Raw genomic sequence first — 20,820 nt, forward strand, 5'->3', positions numbered from 1 at the left:
TGGATGAAAATGTTAAAAAAGAAAAAGCCTATTCCTTTAGGTTTGGCCTTTATTGCGTTTGAATTTTTGCCTTATAACCAACCGCTATATTACGTCAATACTTCAATTTATTTTTTATCTTTGAAAAGCGAAAAAATGCCTTTTAATGTGATTTTAGGTGTATTTTATAGATAGCTAAGTTCCTGTATTTATTGATTTAAGATACGTTTAGATTACTATCCTTTTGGAATGCTAGTGCCGAATAGACATAAAAGCATTGATGATTATCGTTATGGGTTCCAAGGGCAGGAGAAAGATGATGAGATTAAGGGTGGTGAAGGGAATTCGTTGAATTATACTTTTAGGATGCATGACCCGAGGATTGGTAGGTTTTTTGCGGTGGATCCGTTATATAGAAATTATGCATGGAACAGCCCATATTCTTTTAGTTCGAATAGAGTAATCGATGCAACTGAACTAGAAGGTTTAGAAATGTTTAGGGGTGTTACTTTTTCTCCTGTAACTTATTATTGGTTGGGGAAAATTTTCAAAAACTCTAATCAAGTAGCTCTTGCACATCCAAAAGATAGCAATAAGCCAGTAAAACAGTTTATGCGTGTACTTGGATATTCTTCTATTGATGTAGCTGGTGATGTATTGCAGTTTACTGATGTTGATGATGCGATTGTACTTGTAACTTGGGGTACTAGAGGCGATAAAGCAATTAATACCAAAGGGAATAAAGCATCAAGTTTAGATAAAGGGTTTGCCGTAGCTGGAATTCTCTTACCAGTAATAAGCGGTTCATCTGTTGGCAAAGTATGGAAATTTGCAAGAAAAGGTGAAATGGAAGCTACTAAGGGAGTAATAAATATTACAGAAGATGCTCTTGAATTTGCGAATAAAAGTAAGAATGAATTAAAATCTTTAGAGCGATTGAAAGCTACTGCCGGAGAATTAAGTGAAAGAGGATTTGATGTTATAATAAAAGGAGAAGGTATAGCTAATGGAGGTGGCGAAATAACACTTAATGTATTAGGTAGAGAAGTTGCTGCAGAGAGCAAAAGATTATCGGTTAATACTCTTAATTCAATAAAACAGAATATAGGAGACGGAACAAAACAAGCTGGTACAAATGGATATACAATAATTGATGCAACCGGTGTTGGGACATCATTAGATGAGTTTATGGCAGGATTTAAGAATTTTACAAATTCGTCATTGAAAAGTAGAAAAGCTGAAGGTAAAGCTGGTACATCCGGTACAATTATGTTTTTGAGCGGTAACAACGAAACACATATAATAACATTTTAATTATATATTTATGCATTTAATTGTTTATGTAATAAAAAAAAAAAATTATGACTTATATGATATAATTCTTAAAAATTCAGATAAATTCAGTAGTCATAGTTTATATTACAATGATATGGGAGCTGATCCCGGATATTCTACCTTTGAAGGAGTTTTTAATGGAGAAGAAATAACGATTGATTTTGATGGTGAAATTAATTTCATAAAGCTTTTCATCAAGTACGGGCAATTTTTAAACCATAAATCCTATTATGAGAAAGTCATAAATTTTGAAAAAAAATTCGTCACTATTTTTGATGATCAAGTTGATTTATACAGAATAGATGAAATATTATTAGATGAAGTGGTAATTGATTATGGAGAATTTTGGTACAGAAAAGAAAATGCTTGTAAAATTTTTGAAAGTTGTATTTTAAATGAAGAAAAGCTGCACTGGTTAAAATTAGATAGACCGTATGTAACTATTAGTTATGAAGATTTTTTAAGAAGATAAACGGTAATGTGGTAATGTATCGGTAGTGTTTCAGAGTTAGTGATATAAGATTTTATATTTATAACGTATTGAAAAAGAATGATAATTAAAAATAATTTAGGAAAGGATGAGCAATAATTACTCATCCCCAGCTCTCCAAAGAGTTCTAATGAAAAGCTGCGCAAATGTCTCCGACTTTGCGCAATTTTTTTGTTAAGAACATAAATCTCTTAGGAGTCTCCAGGCTTTTTTTATTTATTTCATAGAAATATATTAAACATAAGTTAAATCTTATATTTTTGTTTGAAAAAATAATGAAAGAAGGATACATAATAAGAGATCAAACACTTCCACATTTTATAACGCCAACAGTTGTAGACTGGATAGATGTTTTTACACGCCAAAGTTATAGAGATATTGTAATTGAATCTTTAGATTATTGCATTGCAAATAAAGGAATGATTTTATACGGTTACGTTATTATGAGTAATCACATTCACATGATCGTACAATCTGAAGAGGGTAAATTATCTGATTTAATCAGAGATTTTAAAAAATATACAGCAAAAAGAATTCTTGAAAGTATTCAAGTCAATCCGGAAAGCAGAAGAGAATGGATTTTGGAACGATTTAAATTGGCTGCAAAAAAAACATACCAGAAATAAAATGTATCAGTTTTGGCAATACGGAAATCACGCAGAAGAAATTTATAGCAATAAATTTATGTGGACAAAATTAGATTATATCCATTTAAATCCCGTGAGAGCAGGTTATGTCAACAAAGCACCAGATTATGTTTATTCCAGTGCCAGTAATTATACAAATGATTCCGGATTACTAACTATTGAGAAAGCGGATAATCCAATAATTGATGTTTTGAATTTAAAATCTGTCTTTAGAAATAATCATTATTAAATTCAACGATATTAAGAAAACTTTTGATTATAAAAATATTCGCAAAAGCGCAAAGTCAGAAACATTTGCGTAGCTTTTCAGTAGAACTCTTCGGGAAACTGGAAAGTAGTTGTATTGTTTAATAACTCTCCAATTTACTATGTACTTTCTCAATTTCTTTATCCATATAAGCTTGTGCATAATGCACATAACGATTAAATGAGGTACTCGCATGACTGTGCCCGCTAATTTTGCGAACCAAATGTTCCGGCATTCCTAAAATAAGGAGCGTTGTTATAGCAGTACGTCGCATCATATGTGAACTCATTTTATCGCAAAACCGATTTCTAGAAGTATCCGTTTTTTTAGTGATACGTTGTGTTTTGCCTTGTTTTTCCCGCGAGACTTCTATTGGAGATGTAAAGCCGGCAAGTTCTCCGATATGTTTTAAACTTTTATTAAAATTGAATAAACTGGTATTTCCAAAAAGCGGCGTTTTATTATTTGTAGTACTGTAATGTTGAAAAATAGTTACCGCATAAGCAGAAAGTTTGATAAAACTAAACGTTTTCGTTTTTTTTGATTTGAGTTTTAAGTACCAATCGCCTTCCATTTTTTCAAAGTTTTTATTGTTCAATAAAAAGATATCCGAATAACGTAAACCTGTTGTACAACCAAAAACAAAAATATCTTTGATCCGTTTATAACTGGGAATAAGTGTTTGTTCGAATTCTTTGTCATGTATTAAAAACTTAAGTTGTTCCGGTGAAAGTACAAAGATTTCAATTTCTTCTTTTCGTACATAAAACAAACGCTGGAAATCTCCTGTATTTAAATCCTTGTCATTTTTTAAGTAATTAAAAAAAACTCTGATTACCTTAATATTAGCACCAACATAATTATCATGACAGCCTTTTTTGTATAGGAAATCTGTGAATTTTTGATAGAATTTTTTCCAGTAGTTTTTCTCAGATTGCAACTCCCGTTTATCCAGTTTTGTGGCATCACAAATGCGGAGCTCCATTTGTGTATCACTCGAAAATTGAACTAAATTCTGTAATACATATTTATAATTTTCTATGGAGCTTGCCTTAATTTTCTCTCCGTTTTTTTTGAGTCGTTTACCTGTTTCGGTCTCCCTTATAAATTGCTTAAATAATGGAATAACTAGACTCGTTTTTTTCATGTTTTAATTTTTGCCAAAAGTACAAACTATCAGAAGTAAAATCCGTTATTGACAAATAAAAAAGTTGGCAGATCTAAACTTAAAATAACTCCATTTGTTATTTGCAAAATGTCTTTGTTTGTGCACGTAGAAAGATTTTTTTGTCATCTGATTCATAAACAAATCATCCAATTAGAGCGATTTGTTTGTTTTATTAAATCTACGTTCTTAATAAAAAAAATTGCGCAAAGTCGGAGACATTTGCGCAGCTTTTCATTAGAACTCTTCGGAGAGCTGGGGAACTGTTAACCAACGAAAAGACACTCATAAAAAAGTATTGCAATGGTTTATTGATGAACAACACAACAAGACCCATGATGAAATTGAAGCCAAAACCTTTACAACACATCACAATAGTAAAACAGCAGGTCGAGTAATTGACCAAAAATATAATGATTAAGAATATCATTTCTTACTAACCAAAAGCCACTCCGTTAATGAAGTGGCTTTTTTGTTTGCTTTAGATTGTGGGTGCGAAGTCAGGAGACATTCGCACAGCTCGCAATTAGAACTCTTCGAAGAGCTGGGACATTTGCGCAGCTTTTCAGTAGAACTCTTAGGAGAGCTGGGGGTTATATAATACTAAATCTTTTCAAATCCGATAAATCTGGGTCTTTCATTTCAATAATCTCTTGAAATGCATCTGAACCATATTTTTTTATGTAATCAAACTCAGATTTAAATATAGGTAGCAACCAAATATATTTATCATTTTCTAATATACCTTCATAATAGCTTGGATGCAAAGTATAAAACCCTTCAAAATCTGTACCAGCTATTAATTTGAAATTATTTATATATAAAATATCACCAAAATCTATATGATAATCTTGTTTAAAATAATGCAAATCCAAATAGGTTGCAATTAAAGATATTAACTCAAAATTTACAGATTCACTGAATGTTGAATATATAAAAATAATATCTTTATCACAATTTGATAATTTTCTTATTCCTTGAGTAATAATTGAAGTAGCACCTAAAAACGGTCTATTGTTAAAAGTAAGGAAGTCAATTTCAAATTCATTTTCAAGAATAATTTTTTCAGATAATTCTGGTTTTTTTTCTAATAATTGTTCTATTTTTTTTAACATTTTTTGATTTTTCTATTTTCCTGAATTTTTTCGAGTATTCCCATATTTTCCCCCATCGGATGTATTGCAAGTTACACATTCAACTTTTACATTTTTTTGATATTCATCAATAACAGTACTTCTTGACGTTTTTATTCCTGTTTTCTTCCTTGCGCTATTATATTTATCTTTTTGCTTTGCCCACTCGTTGCCATCAGTATGTCCTAATTGAAAATCTCTTTTACCATTAGCTTGTTTCTTACCTGTCACCTCTGTCTTACATTTAACGCAGGTCATTTTACCATTTTTATCTGTTGCTTCTTTTACAGCATCATTAGTTGTCTTTTTTCTAAATTTAGGTCGTCTTTCCCAATTGCTAGAATCAGACTCATCTGAAGAATTCTGATTTGAATCACTACTTGGCTCAACCATACTAGTAATTTGAACAGAGGTCTTTAATAAATCAATTCCAGCTGTTCCACCTACTAAAGCACCATGCCCTGCTACAGCTAATCCAGGAAGAGCTCCAACTCCTCCACCTGCAAGACCTACTGCGGCACCTCCTAAACCACCTTCAACTTCAATACCTCCCTGAGCAATCGCAGCAACATCTCCAATAATCCTTCCTGCTGTATAAGCTCTCCTTTCGTCTAAAGATGTGTAATCATCTAAATTATCTCCTCCAAAAACATCAGAAAGTCCAATTGAATTTGCATTGTTGAATGCATCAGCAGTACCTCTTGCCGCAATCAAACTTAATCTTGAATTAAATGCAGATATAAGAGACGTGGCTCTTCTAGTAGCTGTTATCACTTGTGCTTTGGTAGGAGATTTTTCTAAACCTTCTAGTTCAATATAGTTTATAGGGTCGTTTTCAGAAAATGCATAAGGTGAATTATAAGGATACTCACTAGCTAAAGGATCTACCGCAAAAAACCTTCCAACCCTAGGATCATGCATCCTAAAAGTATAATTCAACGAATTCCCTTCACCACCCTTAATCTCATCATCTTTCTCCTGCCCTTGGAACCCATAACGATAATCATCAATGCTTTTATGTCTATTCGGCACTAGCATTCCAAAAGGATAGTAATCTGAATAACTAAAAACGTCCGGTGTAAAATGATTATTAATACTAAAAAGTTTACGATCTGAAATTACCGAAAGAACGTTACCTAAATGGTTCGCTAATTCATAACGTTTGTCTCCTACTGTACGGTAGAACGGTAATGGAGTTCCCGGAATGGCTTCTTCGCCTTTTCCTTGTGCTACTCCTTCGCAGACATCACCGATTCCGTTTTGGTTTACATCTTCTTGTAATGGGTTCGCTACTAATCTGCAATTGTCGCAAACGTCACCAACGTCGTCCTGATCGGTATCAACTTGATCAAAGTTAGGCATTTCTGTACAATTATCACAACCTACATCTCCGGGTTTATCACCGTCACCTCTTCCATCCTGATCTTTATCTATTTGAAGCGGGTTTGGATATTTGCAATTGTCACAAACATTTCCAACTCCATCCTTATCATCATCTTCCTGACCCGGATTAAAAATCTTCGGACAGTTATCTTTTATATCGATCCAACCGTCACCATCCCTATCACCATCTTTTGGACCGCAATAAGTTTTGCCAAAAGTAGTCCCTTTTAGAGTCATTGTTGGTCCGGTAACAGACTGAACTGTTGTGCCTTCTCCTTCATCAAAAGAATATTCGTTTGATACGACATCTTCAGGTAACTGCTCGTTTTTAACTGAATATGTAAAATCACAGATTTCAGACAGAAGAGCATTATACGTACTTCTTCCCCCCGGATCTCTTCTCATTGCAGGATAGTAATTAATCGTGGTACCCCCTAAAGAGTTTGCAGGTTTTATAATGTGAAGTTTATCTGAGCCTCTTCTTAGACCTTCTACCTTTATTCTTCCAGAGGCTGCTATAATTGGATCAGAAGCTATTGCCTGGTAAACGTTTCCATTTACCATTATTTCTACGGTATATGTACCATTCTTACCATCAGAGATTACTGCTTTAAGATCCCATTCATCTTCCGGAATTGCGGTTGATTTAATTTCGAAATTCGTTATGTATTTGTAATTTCTGAAACCAAATGTAGCTCCTTTCTGTTTATATTTATAATGTCCTCTTCTATAATTTACCAGTGAAACCGTTGGCAAATATCCTCCATCATTTGTTTTTGTAACCGATAATAGGACAGAGTTTAAATACGAATCTGTACGATCCTCAGGCCAATTGTCCCCTCTTATTGAAGCCCCGTGTAATGCGGCAACAAGACCAGTCGAGTTAAGCGCATTTGCCGGGTCAATCTTTAAATGTGCACTTAATGTTATTGACTTTGTTAATGGCAGAGAAGGATTAAATAAATTAATATCATTTTCCGCCTTTTCATCCCATACAACAGCATCTGTTACGGCATCAAATTTTAACCCTGACTGGGTAGGAACCGCTGTTGCAGTATTAGCTGTAATAGGCATTTCTGCTGCACTGGCAAGCGATTTACTACTCGCAACACTTTTTCGTAGTGCTGACGGAATGGTAGCTTCGCTGATTGATTTTCTGCCTTTCTCAATTCCAAGACGGCTACTTCCGTAAATATCATGTTCGATAAGATCGTAGGTTACCTGATTACCTGTTTTGTTCATTTCATAAGTAGCCAGGACATTGCCTTGGGCATCACGCTCATAAAAAGTAGTTGTGGTCTTGGTAGGTGTTTTGACAACTTTAGCAATTCGGTTTCCTAAACCATCGTATTCAAAACTAACAATAGTACCATTTTCTTTTGTAACCGATTTAACCTTTCCGTCAACACGCCAGTCAATTTTTATTTTTTCCTGATTATCGTGTGTTAGCTGACCGATATCATCGTATTCATAATTTTTATAATCGGGATTCTCCGGATTACGTTTGTCATATTGATTGTCAATATCCAATGAGGTGTCATCAGGATTGGTCTTACTATTAGAAAACTCTGCATTTGGTACAACATCATTTACCCTATTTAATCGATTTGTTCCTGCCTTATAGTGGTAGGTTAATTGATCCATAGGTTTTATACCTCCATTTTCAGTAGGTGCTGAACGGAAAAGGGTTTTTAAATTCCCGTTTTTGTCATAACTGTAATTAGATTCATAACTATCATACATCATGCTTCGAGCAAGCCACTTCGAAGTCATTTTCTTTATTCTATTCAACTGATCGTACTCGTAAGAATTGAATTGAGCCGGCAAAGGATGCTGGGTCTCATCCAACACCGAAGTCATCATTTCTTTGATATTTCCGTTGTATAAATTGTTGGTCACTTTTTCTATAGGGAAATGTTTCCTGTTATAGAAAAGTAAATTGTCTTTTTCAATACCGGCACGAGACTTATAATCGCCTGTGTAATAATTTAAAACAAAACTAAAGGCATCCTGCGCCACACTATATCCGTCGTTACCTGCATCTTGTGCGATATTAATCCTTTCTGAATTGACTCCTTTTAGCCAACCGTGTAAGGTATAGATATAATCAAGCCCCTGAACTTGTTTGTCCCCAAGTTCAATACGTGCCAAAGGACCGTGGTCATAGTAAAGATAGTTCGCTTCTTTTTCCCAGATGATATTGTCTTTACTGGTATATACTTGTTGAATTCTATTGTCTGCATCGTATTCATAACGGTGTATAAACTGATCATTAGAATCATTAGGCTGATAGGTTACCTTATTTACATTACCGCTAATTAAATCGTAATCGTACACCACTTTTTTAGTAGTTTTCTTCATTAGATTCAATCCTTCGCTATTGTTAATATGGTGTACCAATTCTTTCACATTTCCGTGAACATCATAGTCATAGAAAATACCGTTTGCATAACCTGCTACAGGTGATTGACTGCCAAGAGTATCAAAATATAAAACTGCGGTTACACGCTTATGACTATTATCAGAACCGTAAGCTGTAAACCATTTTTGAGTGTCTTTTAAAGGATTATCATAAATCGTTTTTGTTACTTGTTCTGTAAGGTCGGTAATATTATACGGATAATTGATTGTTTTAAGTACAGCATCAACTTCAACCAGTTGTTCTGCTGCATTTTCTAATCTTCCATTTTCGTTGATCTTTAGTGTAAGTCCTGTTTTTGTTTGCAACTGACCTGCTTCAAAGATTCGGCCAAGGGCATCATAACGTGTATAACTAAATTGCGATTGCAGTTTTTGTTTTGCATTCTGACTTGCGATGATTCGGCCTAACAGGTCGTAGGCAAAAACAGTCTCCCCTCCATCGGGAGTTTTCTGCCAAACCAATTGGTTCAATGAGTTGTAACGGTACTCGGTTTTCATGGAATGCGCCGGACTTACCGGTACACCATCTACAGCTGCTGTATCTACTTTTTCTGAATTCTTTTCTCTTACCTTATTAATCGTTTCGTCTGAAGCCGGCAAAAGTCTTTTTACTCCTTCCGGTGGAACGGTCTGCACTAAGTTTCCGGCCTGATCGTAATAATACAAGGTGTATTGATATTCTTTATCAACTGCTTCTTTTGTTACTACTTCTTTAATTCCTTCAAGGGCTGCTCTAAGATAATTTTGCTTAAAAGCCTCTTTTTTATCGGCATAAAACGCATCGGAAACTTGCTGTGCATTAGTCTGATTAATGGCATTTTGATAAACTTCACAAGGTGTTGTTTCTCCTTTATCTTTAGGTAAATCCAAACTAAACGAAGGTACCATCGTAGCAGGCGCACAAATTTTATTCGCTATTACGTATGAATTTGCAAAATCACTCCATGTTTGTATTTCTACTTCTCCGTTTACATTTATAGATTTAATGTAGGTATGATACGCATTGATGACAAAAGGAGTCTGGTCATTTCCGTACTTCAAGTTGGTGCTACCAAATTCAGCAATGGTTAAGAACAGAGGATCTTTAGCGGTCTTAACTTCAAACTTCGCTAAATAAGCAAGGTAATCTGAACTAATATATCCAAAATTAGCCTCGCAGAAGAAAGTTCCGTTGTCTTTTAATTTTTTTGGAATTTCATAAGTTGGCATTTGTGCCTGTAAACCTGTTTTGTATTCATTCCATTTGTCTCCACAAACTACCGGAGCTACTGTTGGAGGGATACATAGGGCGTTGCAGGTTGGTAAGCCTGTTTTTAATGTAATAGATGATTTTGCAACTGTTTTTGATGATTTAAAAGTGGTTCGTGGTTCACCTTTATCAAAAAAACGACATAGGTCAATACCCTGTCCACTCCAGGAAAATGGCCCATTCTTTATTATAAGAATACTAAAATCAAAACCGACATCCCTAATAACTACATTGTTATTATTATTATCTGTAAAATTAACATCAACTACACTACTAAAAGTCTGCGCACTATTAGGTCTAATATCAATCGAATTAATATGTTTTACATTATTGAAATTATCAGATTTGTTTTTAGATTCAATACGAATATCTCCATGGTAAGCATTGTCTTCTGCACCAGAATATGGGTCATTATTAAAAGATAACCACATTCCAGAAGATGAAACAAGTATACTGTACTCATCAAATAAAACAGGTGCTGTAAAATTTTTAGAAGGATAACCTTTTAATATGTTTTCCCATCGTTCTTTAATTTTAGAATCGCTTAGAAATTTCGATACTACCGGAATATTATACTTGAATGAAGCAGCTTGGCTCATTGCATTATTAGGTTCTTTCCCGAATGTAATCTTATTTCCATTTACTGTACCTCTATAACTTCCGGATAAAAACTCATTAAAGACATCCTTTAACCCATTTTCTAAAATTATCTCATCCAGAACGAAATTAGAACAGGAAACCGTTTTAACTGAGGCACTGGTTAAAAATTCACAAAGTTTCGCACTTGTACCGTGCGCACTACCACTAGAAGCTTCTGTTGTAATGGCAGCGTTTGTTATATTTCCTTCTTTAATCGCTGTTACTCCATTTTTATCAGTATAACTAATTCTTATATTTTTATTTGAATCAATGAAATCAAGTGAATTAATTACGTCTATTGACGAAAAATTATCTATTGTAATATTAATTACAGCTTCGTATTTACCATTATAATTTTTAAATACAATCTTAATACCTTTATCACCTATATTAGAATCAGCATTAAACTTATAAAGGTCAATAGTTCTATTTACCCCCGTAGGATCAGATATCAAATAATTATTTCTTATAACCTGAAAATTTTGAGTAAGATTTGATCCATTAATTAATTGAGTTATTTCATTATCTTGAGACGTTAGTTTATCCTGATAAATAAATCCAGTAGCTATTATTTTATTTATAAAGATTCTTAAATTTTCTTCATAATCAGTTTCCGCTTTATTACTAAGCTGACAAGCATTAACAACAGGCAAAACATTCGGATCCCCACATTTATCTCCATACCCATCACCATTAAAATCGTCTTCGCCACAAGGCGCACAACACGCAAAATACAAGGCGTTATTTTTTCCTGCTGTTATGGTCCATGATTTTGTTTCGGTTCTTTTTAGTAAACCATTTCCTCTGCTGGTAACTACTCTGACTATATTGCTTTTTCCGCCCTCTTTTAAATTGGTTATAAACAAATCTTTAATCGCAGGAATAGCAGTGCTAACGCTTCCGCCGTTTAATTTCATACGAAGCGTATCGTTTACACTGATAGAGAAAATTCTCTCGTCAGCTACTTCGTCATAATTCCATTTTACTACATCTGTGGCAGCGATTCCGAAATACGATTTTAAATAACCGGTCGTAAAAGCGGTATTATTTGTAATGATTTGTGTTGTTGCTAAACTGTTGCTTCTCTGAAGATCAAGCAATACATTTGTTAAGGCCGCACTAAACTGGTCTTTTTTGCTACACTGATTGTCTTCAAATGCAATTACTTCACCAACACCGGAACCTCCGGCAAAATGACATTCTCCAACGGCAGCTTTGGTATATCCTTCAATAATAACTTCTTCAGGTGTGATACAGGTAGGCGTAGTTCCTCTGCGCACTATAGTAGCAAGAATTCTAAACTTAAAAATTTTGCTTGCCGGTAAATACTCTACATAATGAAAATTCTTTACACCAACTACATCTTCCCACTTCGGCTTCTCTATGCCCTCTCCACATGGATTACGATATGTATTATCTTTAGGATTAAAACTTACAAATTTTAAAACAATAGAAGATGCAATACTATCTGTTGCGTTTTCAGTAAGGTGAAAACTGATGTTTAGATTGTCTCTGTCTTTTCTACCAATTACTCTTGGAGCGGCTGTTGATTTAGTCAAATCAAATTCCGGGTTTATGTGTGCTTTATAGATTCCTTCTGTTAAATAAGGCATGCTCGAAGCCGGTGTATTTACCAATAATCCATTTGGCTGAATCGTACGATCCATAAGTCCTTTTAAAAACATTTCCATGTCTAAGCCTAACGGACATTTTCCGGTTTCAAGGAATAAATTAGCATTTGCTTTTGCATCGGCACTTGCCATTGCTTCGACATCACTTAATCCCGAATCATACCCGTAATCTGAAGGCATAAAACGTTTTTTCTTGTCTGCATAATAAACTGCCGTTTCGCCCGTGCAGATTGGTTCCAAACCAGCAAAACCTGCCGGAATACTTGGTGCTGTGGCTAAGGACGACTCGATTATTCCAGGTATCGTTACACCATTATAATTTACATCGTATTTTTTTAAGAACGTAACATACGAATCGGTGTTTTTTACGTCCCCGATGCAACTGTTGTTCATTTGCTTTTTATTCGCATAAATATGTGCAAACACGGTACGTGTTTTTTCTTTAAGGGCAATATAATATGCTTTAAAGTTGGACCATATTCTTTGTTTTAAATAATTGTCCGGCAAGTTATTAATACCTTCCAGTAACCTATCGTTACTCTTGGTAAGTACATCCTCATACGCTGTTACAGGCGTAATTCCGTTAGAATAAGCGGCAAAGAAATAGGCGGTCTGCAGCATATTCATTTTTATTACAGCACCTCGAGAATTTCTAAATGTCATTCCGTCGAAATTCCCGCTTATAGTTGAATAATCTCCTAAACCTGCTACTATGATTTTCTTTCTTAAATTGTATTCTATATCGTCTTCAGCGGTATGAGCACCATTATAAAATGGGTCAGTAGTTCCGCCTGAACTCAATATCATAGACACCATTCCAGTGCCGTTAGAAAAAACATTGTTTTGTACCAAACCAGTTGCCGGGTCTAAGTATTCCAGATTTCTTAATTTGTCATCAAAACCATCCGAATTATTTCCATCTACTATTTTTTGGCAAACGGCCAGATTGTATAAATAATATTGGTATTCCGGGTGATACGGTACTAATGCTTTTCCCCAGCTTGGTTGCCAAAGCTCCAGAAAATCGGTCACACTGTTTAAGTGCTGCGGTTCTACCAAAAATACATTAGGATCATCATTTAAAGGGTCCTTTGTAACAGGAACAACTTCATCCTCATTAAAAGGTCTTAAAGCGGGGGTGAATGTTCCATCCTCATTTTTTATAACCGTAACCTTTACAGTTTCATTGTTTTCATCTTTGTAAGAACCTCCGAAAGGATGTCTCCAGTTGTATTCTGAAACTTTTGTCGGGATATCAATATCAACATCGTTAGGATCGGGATAGGTTGTATCTTTGTAACCTCCGTACCATAATTTATTGTTTTCATTAAAAACACTTAAAATTTCTCCATCATCCTCCAGTTCTGGAATTGGCTGAGCATCTTTATCTATAGGAGCACTTCTTTCCAGCCCCGCAACAGAACCATATTGCCCATTTGGACTGACATCTGCCAGTAAAGTTTCCTCATTAATAGCGCAAAGATTTGCCGGCTGCTGACAGATCTCTCTACAATTGGCTAATAAAGCTCTAAATTCGATAGCTAAATGCTTTTTATATGCATTTAATTCTTCTACATTAAGCTCAATAGCAGGAATATTGGCACTTACATACTTTGCTTCTGCAAGTACAATAAACGATTCTCTACTACCTGTATCTCCAAGACTGCTTTCATCTAAAGGAAATTTAGCTTTATAAGCATTCTTAGTTAACTCATTCTCTAAATTAGCCGTAACCAGAGCTTCCTCGCAACTTCTGCAAGTTACATTACAATCAAATTCCTGGATAACTTTTTGAAACTCGACCAAAACAGGTTTACATGCTGTCCCCTTCTTTAATTCATTAACATAATCGTCAGCATATTTATTTAAAACGGCTGTATCAATCTGAAGATTTTTGGTAAAACTGTATGTCCCTACTCCCAAACGATCAAATCCATTGTCTGAATTCTTTCTTTTACCTTCAAATAATACCGACGTCTTTTCTAAAGTAACAGGAGCATAAGCACTTATATTATAACTACCAATTTTAGCAGAAAGATCAGCTCCGTTTTCGCCAATCAATAACTCGTTGGCACAATCATCGGTCATACTTATCGACCAATCGTATACAAAAGGGTAATATTTATTACTTAAACAACTGTCATTATAACTTCCTATAATCTTATCAAAACTGTAGGTATATCCAACAATGTCTTCTTTCCCAAGATTAACAGAATTATCTAATTTAAATCCATCTTGCGTTATACTATTGTTACCCGAAGCGTATTTGACATTTTTATCCAGCAGACTTTCTTTTATTCTTTCATGTAAAGTACTATCTCCTTCGTCTTGCAACGCAATTAAGTTTCCTTTTTTGTCACCGGCAAGAGCAGTAGCAATGGTTCTGCCTTGTGGATCTAAGTAACTCACACTTACTTGTCCATTTGGATCAATAACCATATTTTTTTTGTAATGTGTTGCATCACCTACCTTATAACCAAATAGTCGGTTAAGTTCTGCTTGGCTTGGAGTTGAATAGAAATATTTCATTTCATGACCCGATCCGATTTGATGCTCTTTTCCTACTCCACCTTTACTTTTAATACGGCCTGTATTATCAGGTGTATATTCAATTTGAGAAAAAGGGCGTAAATCTGCCTTAGGAACTAAATCCTGATGGTTGTCCTGAAGAAGGTTTTTCTCCGAATAATACTTACTGGCACCACTTGCATCAGACATTCCATCGATCAGCTTTGGAGTACATTCTTTATCATTTTCGTTTTCCCAATCAAAGTCATTATGGGTAAAAATGGATGTGCCCAGCTGGTTTTTATTTAAATCGGAATAAAAGTGTATACCTGATGATTCTACAGGAACCGGTAATACTTCAATAGCCGGACGGCCTTGATTATCGTAAATAACTTCGCCGACAACTGCTTTATTAGTAGAGTTGATCTTAGTAACGGTCTGACGATTACGCAAAGAACCATCAAAGTAACTTACTACTTCTTTCTTCTTTCCATCTTCAGCAAAAGAAGATTGGTATTGCCAGTTTTTCTTTCCCTCCTCGTGGTTTTGATCTATTGTTATGTAATGAGACCAGTCCCCAACTTTTTCTTGTGATGTCGCAACTCCCGAAGTCCAGTTTCCGTAATAATTTTTAGTGATATTGTCCAAAAATCGTCCAACTGGCCTCACTCTGTATACAATATATCCTTTCGAATAAACAATCGGAATTTTATAAGAGGTGTCTTTGGTTTGAATTCTCGTACTGTTTAATTTGAAGTCCTGATTGCTTAACGGAATTTGATTAACAGCTAATGTTCCGCCATCGGCAGCAAAATTATCAATCCAGGTCCATTCCAATTCATACTCTACAGCAGGTGCCACGGGATCCTTGTGCCACGAAATAACAATCTCCTCCGCACCGTTACTGACGTTATTGACAGAGGTTCCGTCAGATTTTAAAAATTGATATTGTAAAGGAAGTACAGAGCTGGTTTGTGTACTGCTAAACTGCAGATTGTAGTAACGATCTGTAGTAAACATGAGCTCCAAATATGCCGATGAGTTAGCTACAGCAATGCTTACATTATCTTTATCGTAGTACTTAATTGATTTTATTGTTGCATTAGCATAATGAACTCCGGGAAGATTATAGACAACATAATCGTTAAACTCAATTCCCTTAGTCATATTATCGTGTTTTATCCTTAGTTTAATTTCTTTAGGATAGTTGACACGATCTCCGTTGCCGGTAGTATAACTTGCGATTTTACGATTAGAGTTATCATAAGGGTTTATTGTTAACTCGACCTCACAGGAGTATATTTTTTGATATTCTGCTGTATTGCTTTTATCGTCTATAAAACCAAAATGCACCGATACATTTGGATTTACAGAAGTAAACAGATTTTGTTTTTTAATGTCGGCGAACTTCGAATCTTTTACATAGATACTATCCTGTACCTGAAGTTGATTTCCAATTTTTTTAAGGCTTAAAGTTGTCTCCTGTTGTGCAAAAGTCAATAACGAAAACAGAGCAAATGCAAGTGTTATTAAATATTTGTTGATATACATCTGTTTTAATTTATTTATTGGAACTATTTCTTTGATCAATTACTTCGTAATTCTTTAATCTTTCTGCCGGTACCGGTTTGTTTTTATTTACTGCTACAAAATAGTTTTTGGTTGTAAATAATGTGTTGTTAACCGCTTTCCTGTTAAAGTTGGTATTTATAACTTCTAATCTTGGATAATAGGATTTTGGACTACGATAATCTTTAGAAAAATTGACGGCTGTGCTATAATAAAAAATAGATTTTTCTATGAAATACTTTTTTGATATGTGCACGACTATCTTCGAATAGGGAAGATTTGAATAATTTTTGGCTTTCAAAGTAATCTCCCAATAGGTTTTAAAATCTTTAATAGCTTCTATTTTGCATAAATCCAACAGGGGTTTAATGTCAAAACTTCCAAAATAGCTTTTAACCGGATCTGCAATTTGAATTGCTTTTTCGGAATGACTTATTTTTACATTTATAGTTTTAGAATTCAAGATCTCGGTTTGATCGATTTTCATATAAACCTCATTAGCAACATTTTTTATAAAGATTCCTTTATAGGCCTGCTCTATTGTTTTAGATTCGGCCGTTTTATATAAAACATAATTTGAATTGTATTGCAGGGGTTCAGTCCTACTATACTGTTTCGACATTTGTTGCAAAACTTCGTTTGCAGTTTGGCTGTATCCAGTTGTAGCAATTGTTAGAAAACTGATAAACAGCATCATTTTATAAAACATAACTTTCATCTACTTGTTAATAATGTTACCTGAACGGGTTTCCTGAATGGTCTTAACTCCTTTTGCGGTTTCCTTTTTTACGCGAACTAAACCACCCTCATTATCATATTCATAAAAAGTAGAATAATTGTTTTCGTCAAGTTCAGACATCAGTTTGAAGGTTTCGGCATCATATACAAATGTTTTTACGCTTCCATCAAGCGGATGTATTCGGATATCATCAAAATAAACAGGGATCCCGGCACTTTTATTTTCAAGCTCGATTCCTATGGTTTTTGTTTCTTCAGGGATTAAAAATTTGCTTGTAATTCTTTGCCATCCGTCAATAATATCTCCTTTAGCGGTAAAGCTTTCCATTCCTATTTTGTATCTGATATCGTTAGTGTCGACATTGCTAAAAAAGACTACATTGATTACCGCATTTTCGTAGTTTTTTAATTGAATGGCGGTTTCTTCTTTAACCCATGCACTTAACAGATATTCTTTATTAGGTTTTGGCTGAAAAGAAAGACAGTCCGAACAATAATTTTTGTCGGTAGGAAGTCCACAAGAGAATTCACTCATCTTTAAGTTATCAGAAAAAAAAGCTTCATTCTCAAGAGTTCCCAGTGCGTCAAAATTTTCGTAACCATAAAAATCATAGCGAAAATCTTCTTTTTTATCCATCGGAAATTCCGTTTTATCAAAACTTAACAGATATTGCAACGATGTTCTTAAGACCGGAGCCACTCTTGATTCGGTAGTTTCAGCAGGTACTATCTGAACATAATTTGGGTCTTCATTTCGGTTTACAGCAGCTGTAGTTGTGCCACCATCTACATAAAATCCGTTTTCAAGACCTACTACGTATAAGTGTGGCTTATCCGGATTGTTAAAAAGAGCACTTTTAGAATTGCTGAATCGAGCCATGGTCTGATCTCTTAATGCTTTTACATCATTAGTCTGGCAACCATCTGTAATCATCATTACAACATTTGGTTTCATCGGAGCGTTTAATGCCACATCTAAAGCCGTTTTCCAATAATCCGAAGAAGCACTTATCCCTTTTCCGCTGCGGCTACGATAGTTTTCAATCCAATCATTAAATTTTCGTAAAGTAACCGGGTCATAATTAGACAGCCTTGTAGCTTCAATATTATCTGTTCTGGTAAAAGTGTCACTATCGGACATTCCGGTCATCGAAACATAAATATTCGATTGCAGCTTGTCATTATCGTCTGCCTGTTGTTGTATGTATTTTTTTAATTGTTTTTTAATTTTAGCCGCCTGATCCTCACTTATAGAACCTGATTCGTCCAGAACAAAAGCAATGTGATCCACACAATATAAAGACGAGCAAAAATTAATATGATTTACCGAACTTTCAAATGCTGAAGCCGGAGTAGTAATCAGATTAGTTGCCTTTTCATTTGATTCATAATTAGCCAAACTAAAATCTGCAATACGATCCCCATTTGTCGCAATCCTCACATCATAACCGGAACGATCTGAAAAAGAGAATGCAATGAAACCTTGTTGTTTATCGTGTACAAAATTGTATATAGCGGGTTTCTCGTCTTTTATATAGAAAGCCAGTGCTTTTAGTTCATCACATGTATATCCGTTTCCTATTTCCGCTGCCGGAAGATTGACCAGTTTATTGGCCAAAGTGGTAAAAATAGCTTTAATAGTAGCCGTGTTTGGATTGTCTTTAGTACAGGATACAAAATCTTCGCAAGTATTAACTGTTACTTTTTTAGTAAATTCAAACGTACATTGCTCCTTCTCGTATGTCTTTAGATAAATAGTATAATTACCCGAAGTTAGAGGAGTAAAAGTATACAAACCTGTTGTGTTTGTAACGGGATTTAAAAGTTGTGTGTCACCTTCCTTAATGACATACCAACTAAAGCTACTATTTACAGAAGCCGTTTCAAAAGATAAATCTATCGCTTTGTTCACACAAGACGTTTCTTCCGTACAATCTACTACGAAAATCTTTTTTGTAAATGTCTTGCTGCAATTTTCAGCGTCGGTTACAATTAATTTAACCGTATAACTTCCGGGAGCTGTAAAAGTATACGAATAGTCTCCACTCGCACTTGCAGTAGAACGATTTACAACTTGTCCGGAAACAGTTGCCGTTGACCAAACATAGCTCATATTAACTCCTGTAGTCTCAAATGTGAAATTAACTTTTTCGTTCAGGCAATGGGTCTCAGAAATTCCATCAACGTCAATTCCGGAGGAAAAACCAGAGAAAGCGGTTCCAAAAATTGAGTTTATTACAGGCTCTTTATATTCTTTAGCCGAAGAAGAAAAAGAACAAAATACTACACTCAAAATCAAAAACCAGTATTTTTCTATTTTTAAATAATTCATCATGTTTATTATATATTACTGCCGTGCATCAACGCTTATCACATCCCTCTTTCAGGAGGGCCTTATTCACCTCCGCCGGGCTCAACTTCTTCACCTCCGGAGCATGCTGAACCATTAAAAATCTTTATAATACTTACAGCTACTATAGCACCACAAGGCCCCACTCCCCAGTTACTTAATTCACTCGTTACCTCGTCTCCATAACGATCAATATAAACGATATAACTTCCCTGACCATTTCCTCTAAAATGGAACACCTGTGTCTCAAGCTCACATTTACCACGAATATTTGCAAAATTTTGCCCGTTGTTATTTACATCTGCCCATGCTTTTGCATCTGCATCTGCCTGCGAAATATTGGAGGTTGCTGTTGCCGAATACTCTACACTTGATCCCATTCCTCCAGCGGTATCACAATTGTTTCTTACGAAATAACTACTTTTTGTACTCTTATAAGTACAACTGCCATTGGTACCCGCATTGGCATATGCCTGCCCGTTTTTGTTGACATCATCCTGAGCCAAAGCATCTGCTGCTGCCTGTGTAGAGGCTGTATATTTTCCTGCAGCTACCGTATAGATAACCACCGAGCCTGTCCCTCCCACTCCACAATTATTTTTGGTAAAAGAACCGCTTTTCGCTACGTTCTTAAAACTACAACTGCCATTGGTACCCGCATTGGCATACGCCTGCCCGTTTTTGTTGACATCGTCCTGAGCCGAAGCATCTGCTACTGCCTGTGTAGCGGCTGTATATGTTCCTGCAGCTACCGTATAGATAACCACCGAGCCTGTACCTCCCACTCCACAATTGTTTTTGGTAAAAGAACCGCTTTTCGCTACGTTCTTAAAACTACAACTGCCATTGGTACCCGCATTGGCATACGCCTGCCCGTTTTTGTTGACATCGTCCTGAGCCAAAGCATCTGCTACTGCCTGTGTAGCGGCTGTATATGTTCCTACAGCTACCGTATAGATAACCACCGAGCCTGTGCCTCCCACTCCACAATTGTTTTTGGTAAAAGAAAAAAATTGGCATTGGCATAGGCCTGGCCGTCATTTTGTGCTAACAAGTCGGCGGCGGCCTGAGTAGCTGCTGTATATTTTCCTGCTGCTACTGTATACACTACTGCTGATCCCGTTCCGCCTGCAGCGCAATTGTTTCTTACAAAGCCACTTTTAGCAACGTTCTTAAAACTACAGCTGCCGTTAGTACCGGCATTGGCATACGCCTGCCCGTTAGCATTTACATCATTTTGTGCTATAGTATCCGCATCCGCCTGAGAAATAATAGACGTAATCGTTTTTGAATATACAACCACTGATCCCGTTCCGCCTGCACCACAGTTGTTCTT

11 protein-coding genes are annotated in these 20,820 nt (G+C 35.4%); 4 read left to right on the forward strand and 7 right to left on the reverse strand.

All coding sequences use genetic code 11. From position 1 onward, the window contains the following. Positions 1-201: 201 nt before the first annotated feature. From AB674_RS22070 to AB674_RS23260, 4 genes are all read left to right on the forward strand, one after another. The gene (locus AB674_RS22070) at positions 202-1,293 is read left to right on the forward strand and encodes an RHS repeat-associated core domain-containing protein (protein ID WP_262487217.1); all 1,092 of its coding nucleotides are present in this window, start codon (positions 202-204) and stop codon (positions 1,291-1,293) included. A 10-nt stretch (positions 1,294-1,303) separates the two neighbouring features. Then, positions 1,304-1,786, forward strand: coding sequence for a hypothetical protein (locus AB674_RS21050; RefSeq protein WP_047779258.1), 483 nt, complete (start codon positions 1,304-1,306; stop codon positions 1,784-1,786). Positions 1,787-2,079: 293 nt separating this feature from the next. Next, on the forward strand, positions 2,080-2,430 hold the full coding sequence (locus tag AB674_RS23255; protein WP_410471214.1) for a transposase: 351 nt from the start codon (positions 2,080-2,082) through the stop codon (positions 2,428-2,430). A gap of 1 nt (position 2,431) precedes the next feature. Further along, complete coding sequence (locus tag AB674_RS23260; RefSeq protein WP_410471215.1) at positions 2,432-2,680, forward strand: hypothetical protein; 249 nt, start codon at positions 2,432-2,434, stop codon at positions 2,678-2,680. 118 nt (positions 2,681-2,798) lie between these two features. Here the strand turns inward: AB674_RS23260 and AB674_RS21060 are convergent, their stop codons facing one another. The 7 genes from AB674_RS21060 to AB674_RS22915 form a co-directional block, all read right to left on the reverse strand. Beyond that, entirely contained in the window at positions 2,799-3,845 is a 1,047-nt protein-coding gene (locus tag AB674_RS21060; protein ID WP_047779259.1) for a tyrosine-type recombinase/integrase, read from the reverse strand. A gap of 611 nt (positions 3,846-4,456) precedes the next feature. Beyond that, entirely contained in the window at positions 4,457-4,978 is a 522-nt protein-coding gene (locus tag AB674_RS21065; RefSeq protein WP_047779260.1) for a suppressor of fused domain protein, read from the reverse strand. Positions 4,979-4,990: 12 nt separating this feature from the next. Further along, on the reverse strand, positions 4,991-16,378 hold the full coding sequence (locus tag AB674_RS21070) for an RHS repeat-associated core domain-containing protein (RefSeq protein WP_131701568.1): 11,388 nt from the start codon (positions 16,376-16,378) through the stop codon (positions 4,991-4,993). A 10-nt stretch (positions 16,379-16,388) separates the two neighbouring features. Next, positions 16,389-17,114, reverse strand: coding sequence for a hypothetical protein (locus AB674_RS21075; protein WP_047779262.1), 726 nt, complete (start codon positions 17,112-17,114; stop codon positions 16,389-16,391). Further along, positions 17,115-19,469: a VWA domain-containing protein gene (locus AB674_RS21080; protein ID WP_082210690.1), complete on the reverse strand. Its 2,355-nt coding sequence runs from the start codon at positions 19,467-19,469 to the stop codon at positions 17,115-17,117. It lies immediately after the preceding gene. Between the two features lie 59 nt (positions 19,470-19,528). Further along, positions 19,529-20,467 (reverse strand): DUF5977 domain-containing protein, encoded by a 939-nt coding sequence (locus AB674_RS21085; RefSeq protein ID WP_131701569.1) that lies wholly within the window; start codon positions 20,465-20,467, stop codon positions 19,529-19,531. After that, on the reverse strand, positions 20,431-20,820 hold a 390-nt coding region (locus AB674_RS22915), incomplete at its 5' end, for a DUF5977 domain-containing protein (protein WP_047779265.1). The genes AB674_RS22915 and AB674_RS21085, both read right to left, overlap by 37 nt.

This window comes from Flavobacterium sp. ABG (assembly GCF_001027725.1).
Taxonomy (GTDB): Bacteria; Bacteroidota; Bacteroidia; order Flavobacteriales; family Flavobacteriaceae; genus Flavobacterium; species Flavobacterium cupriresistens.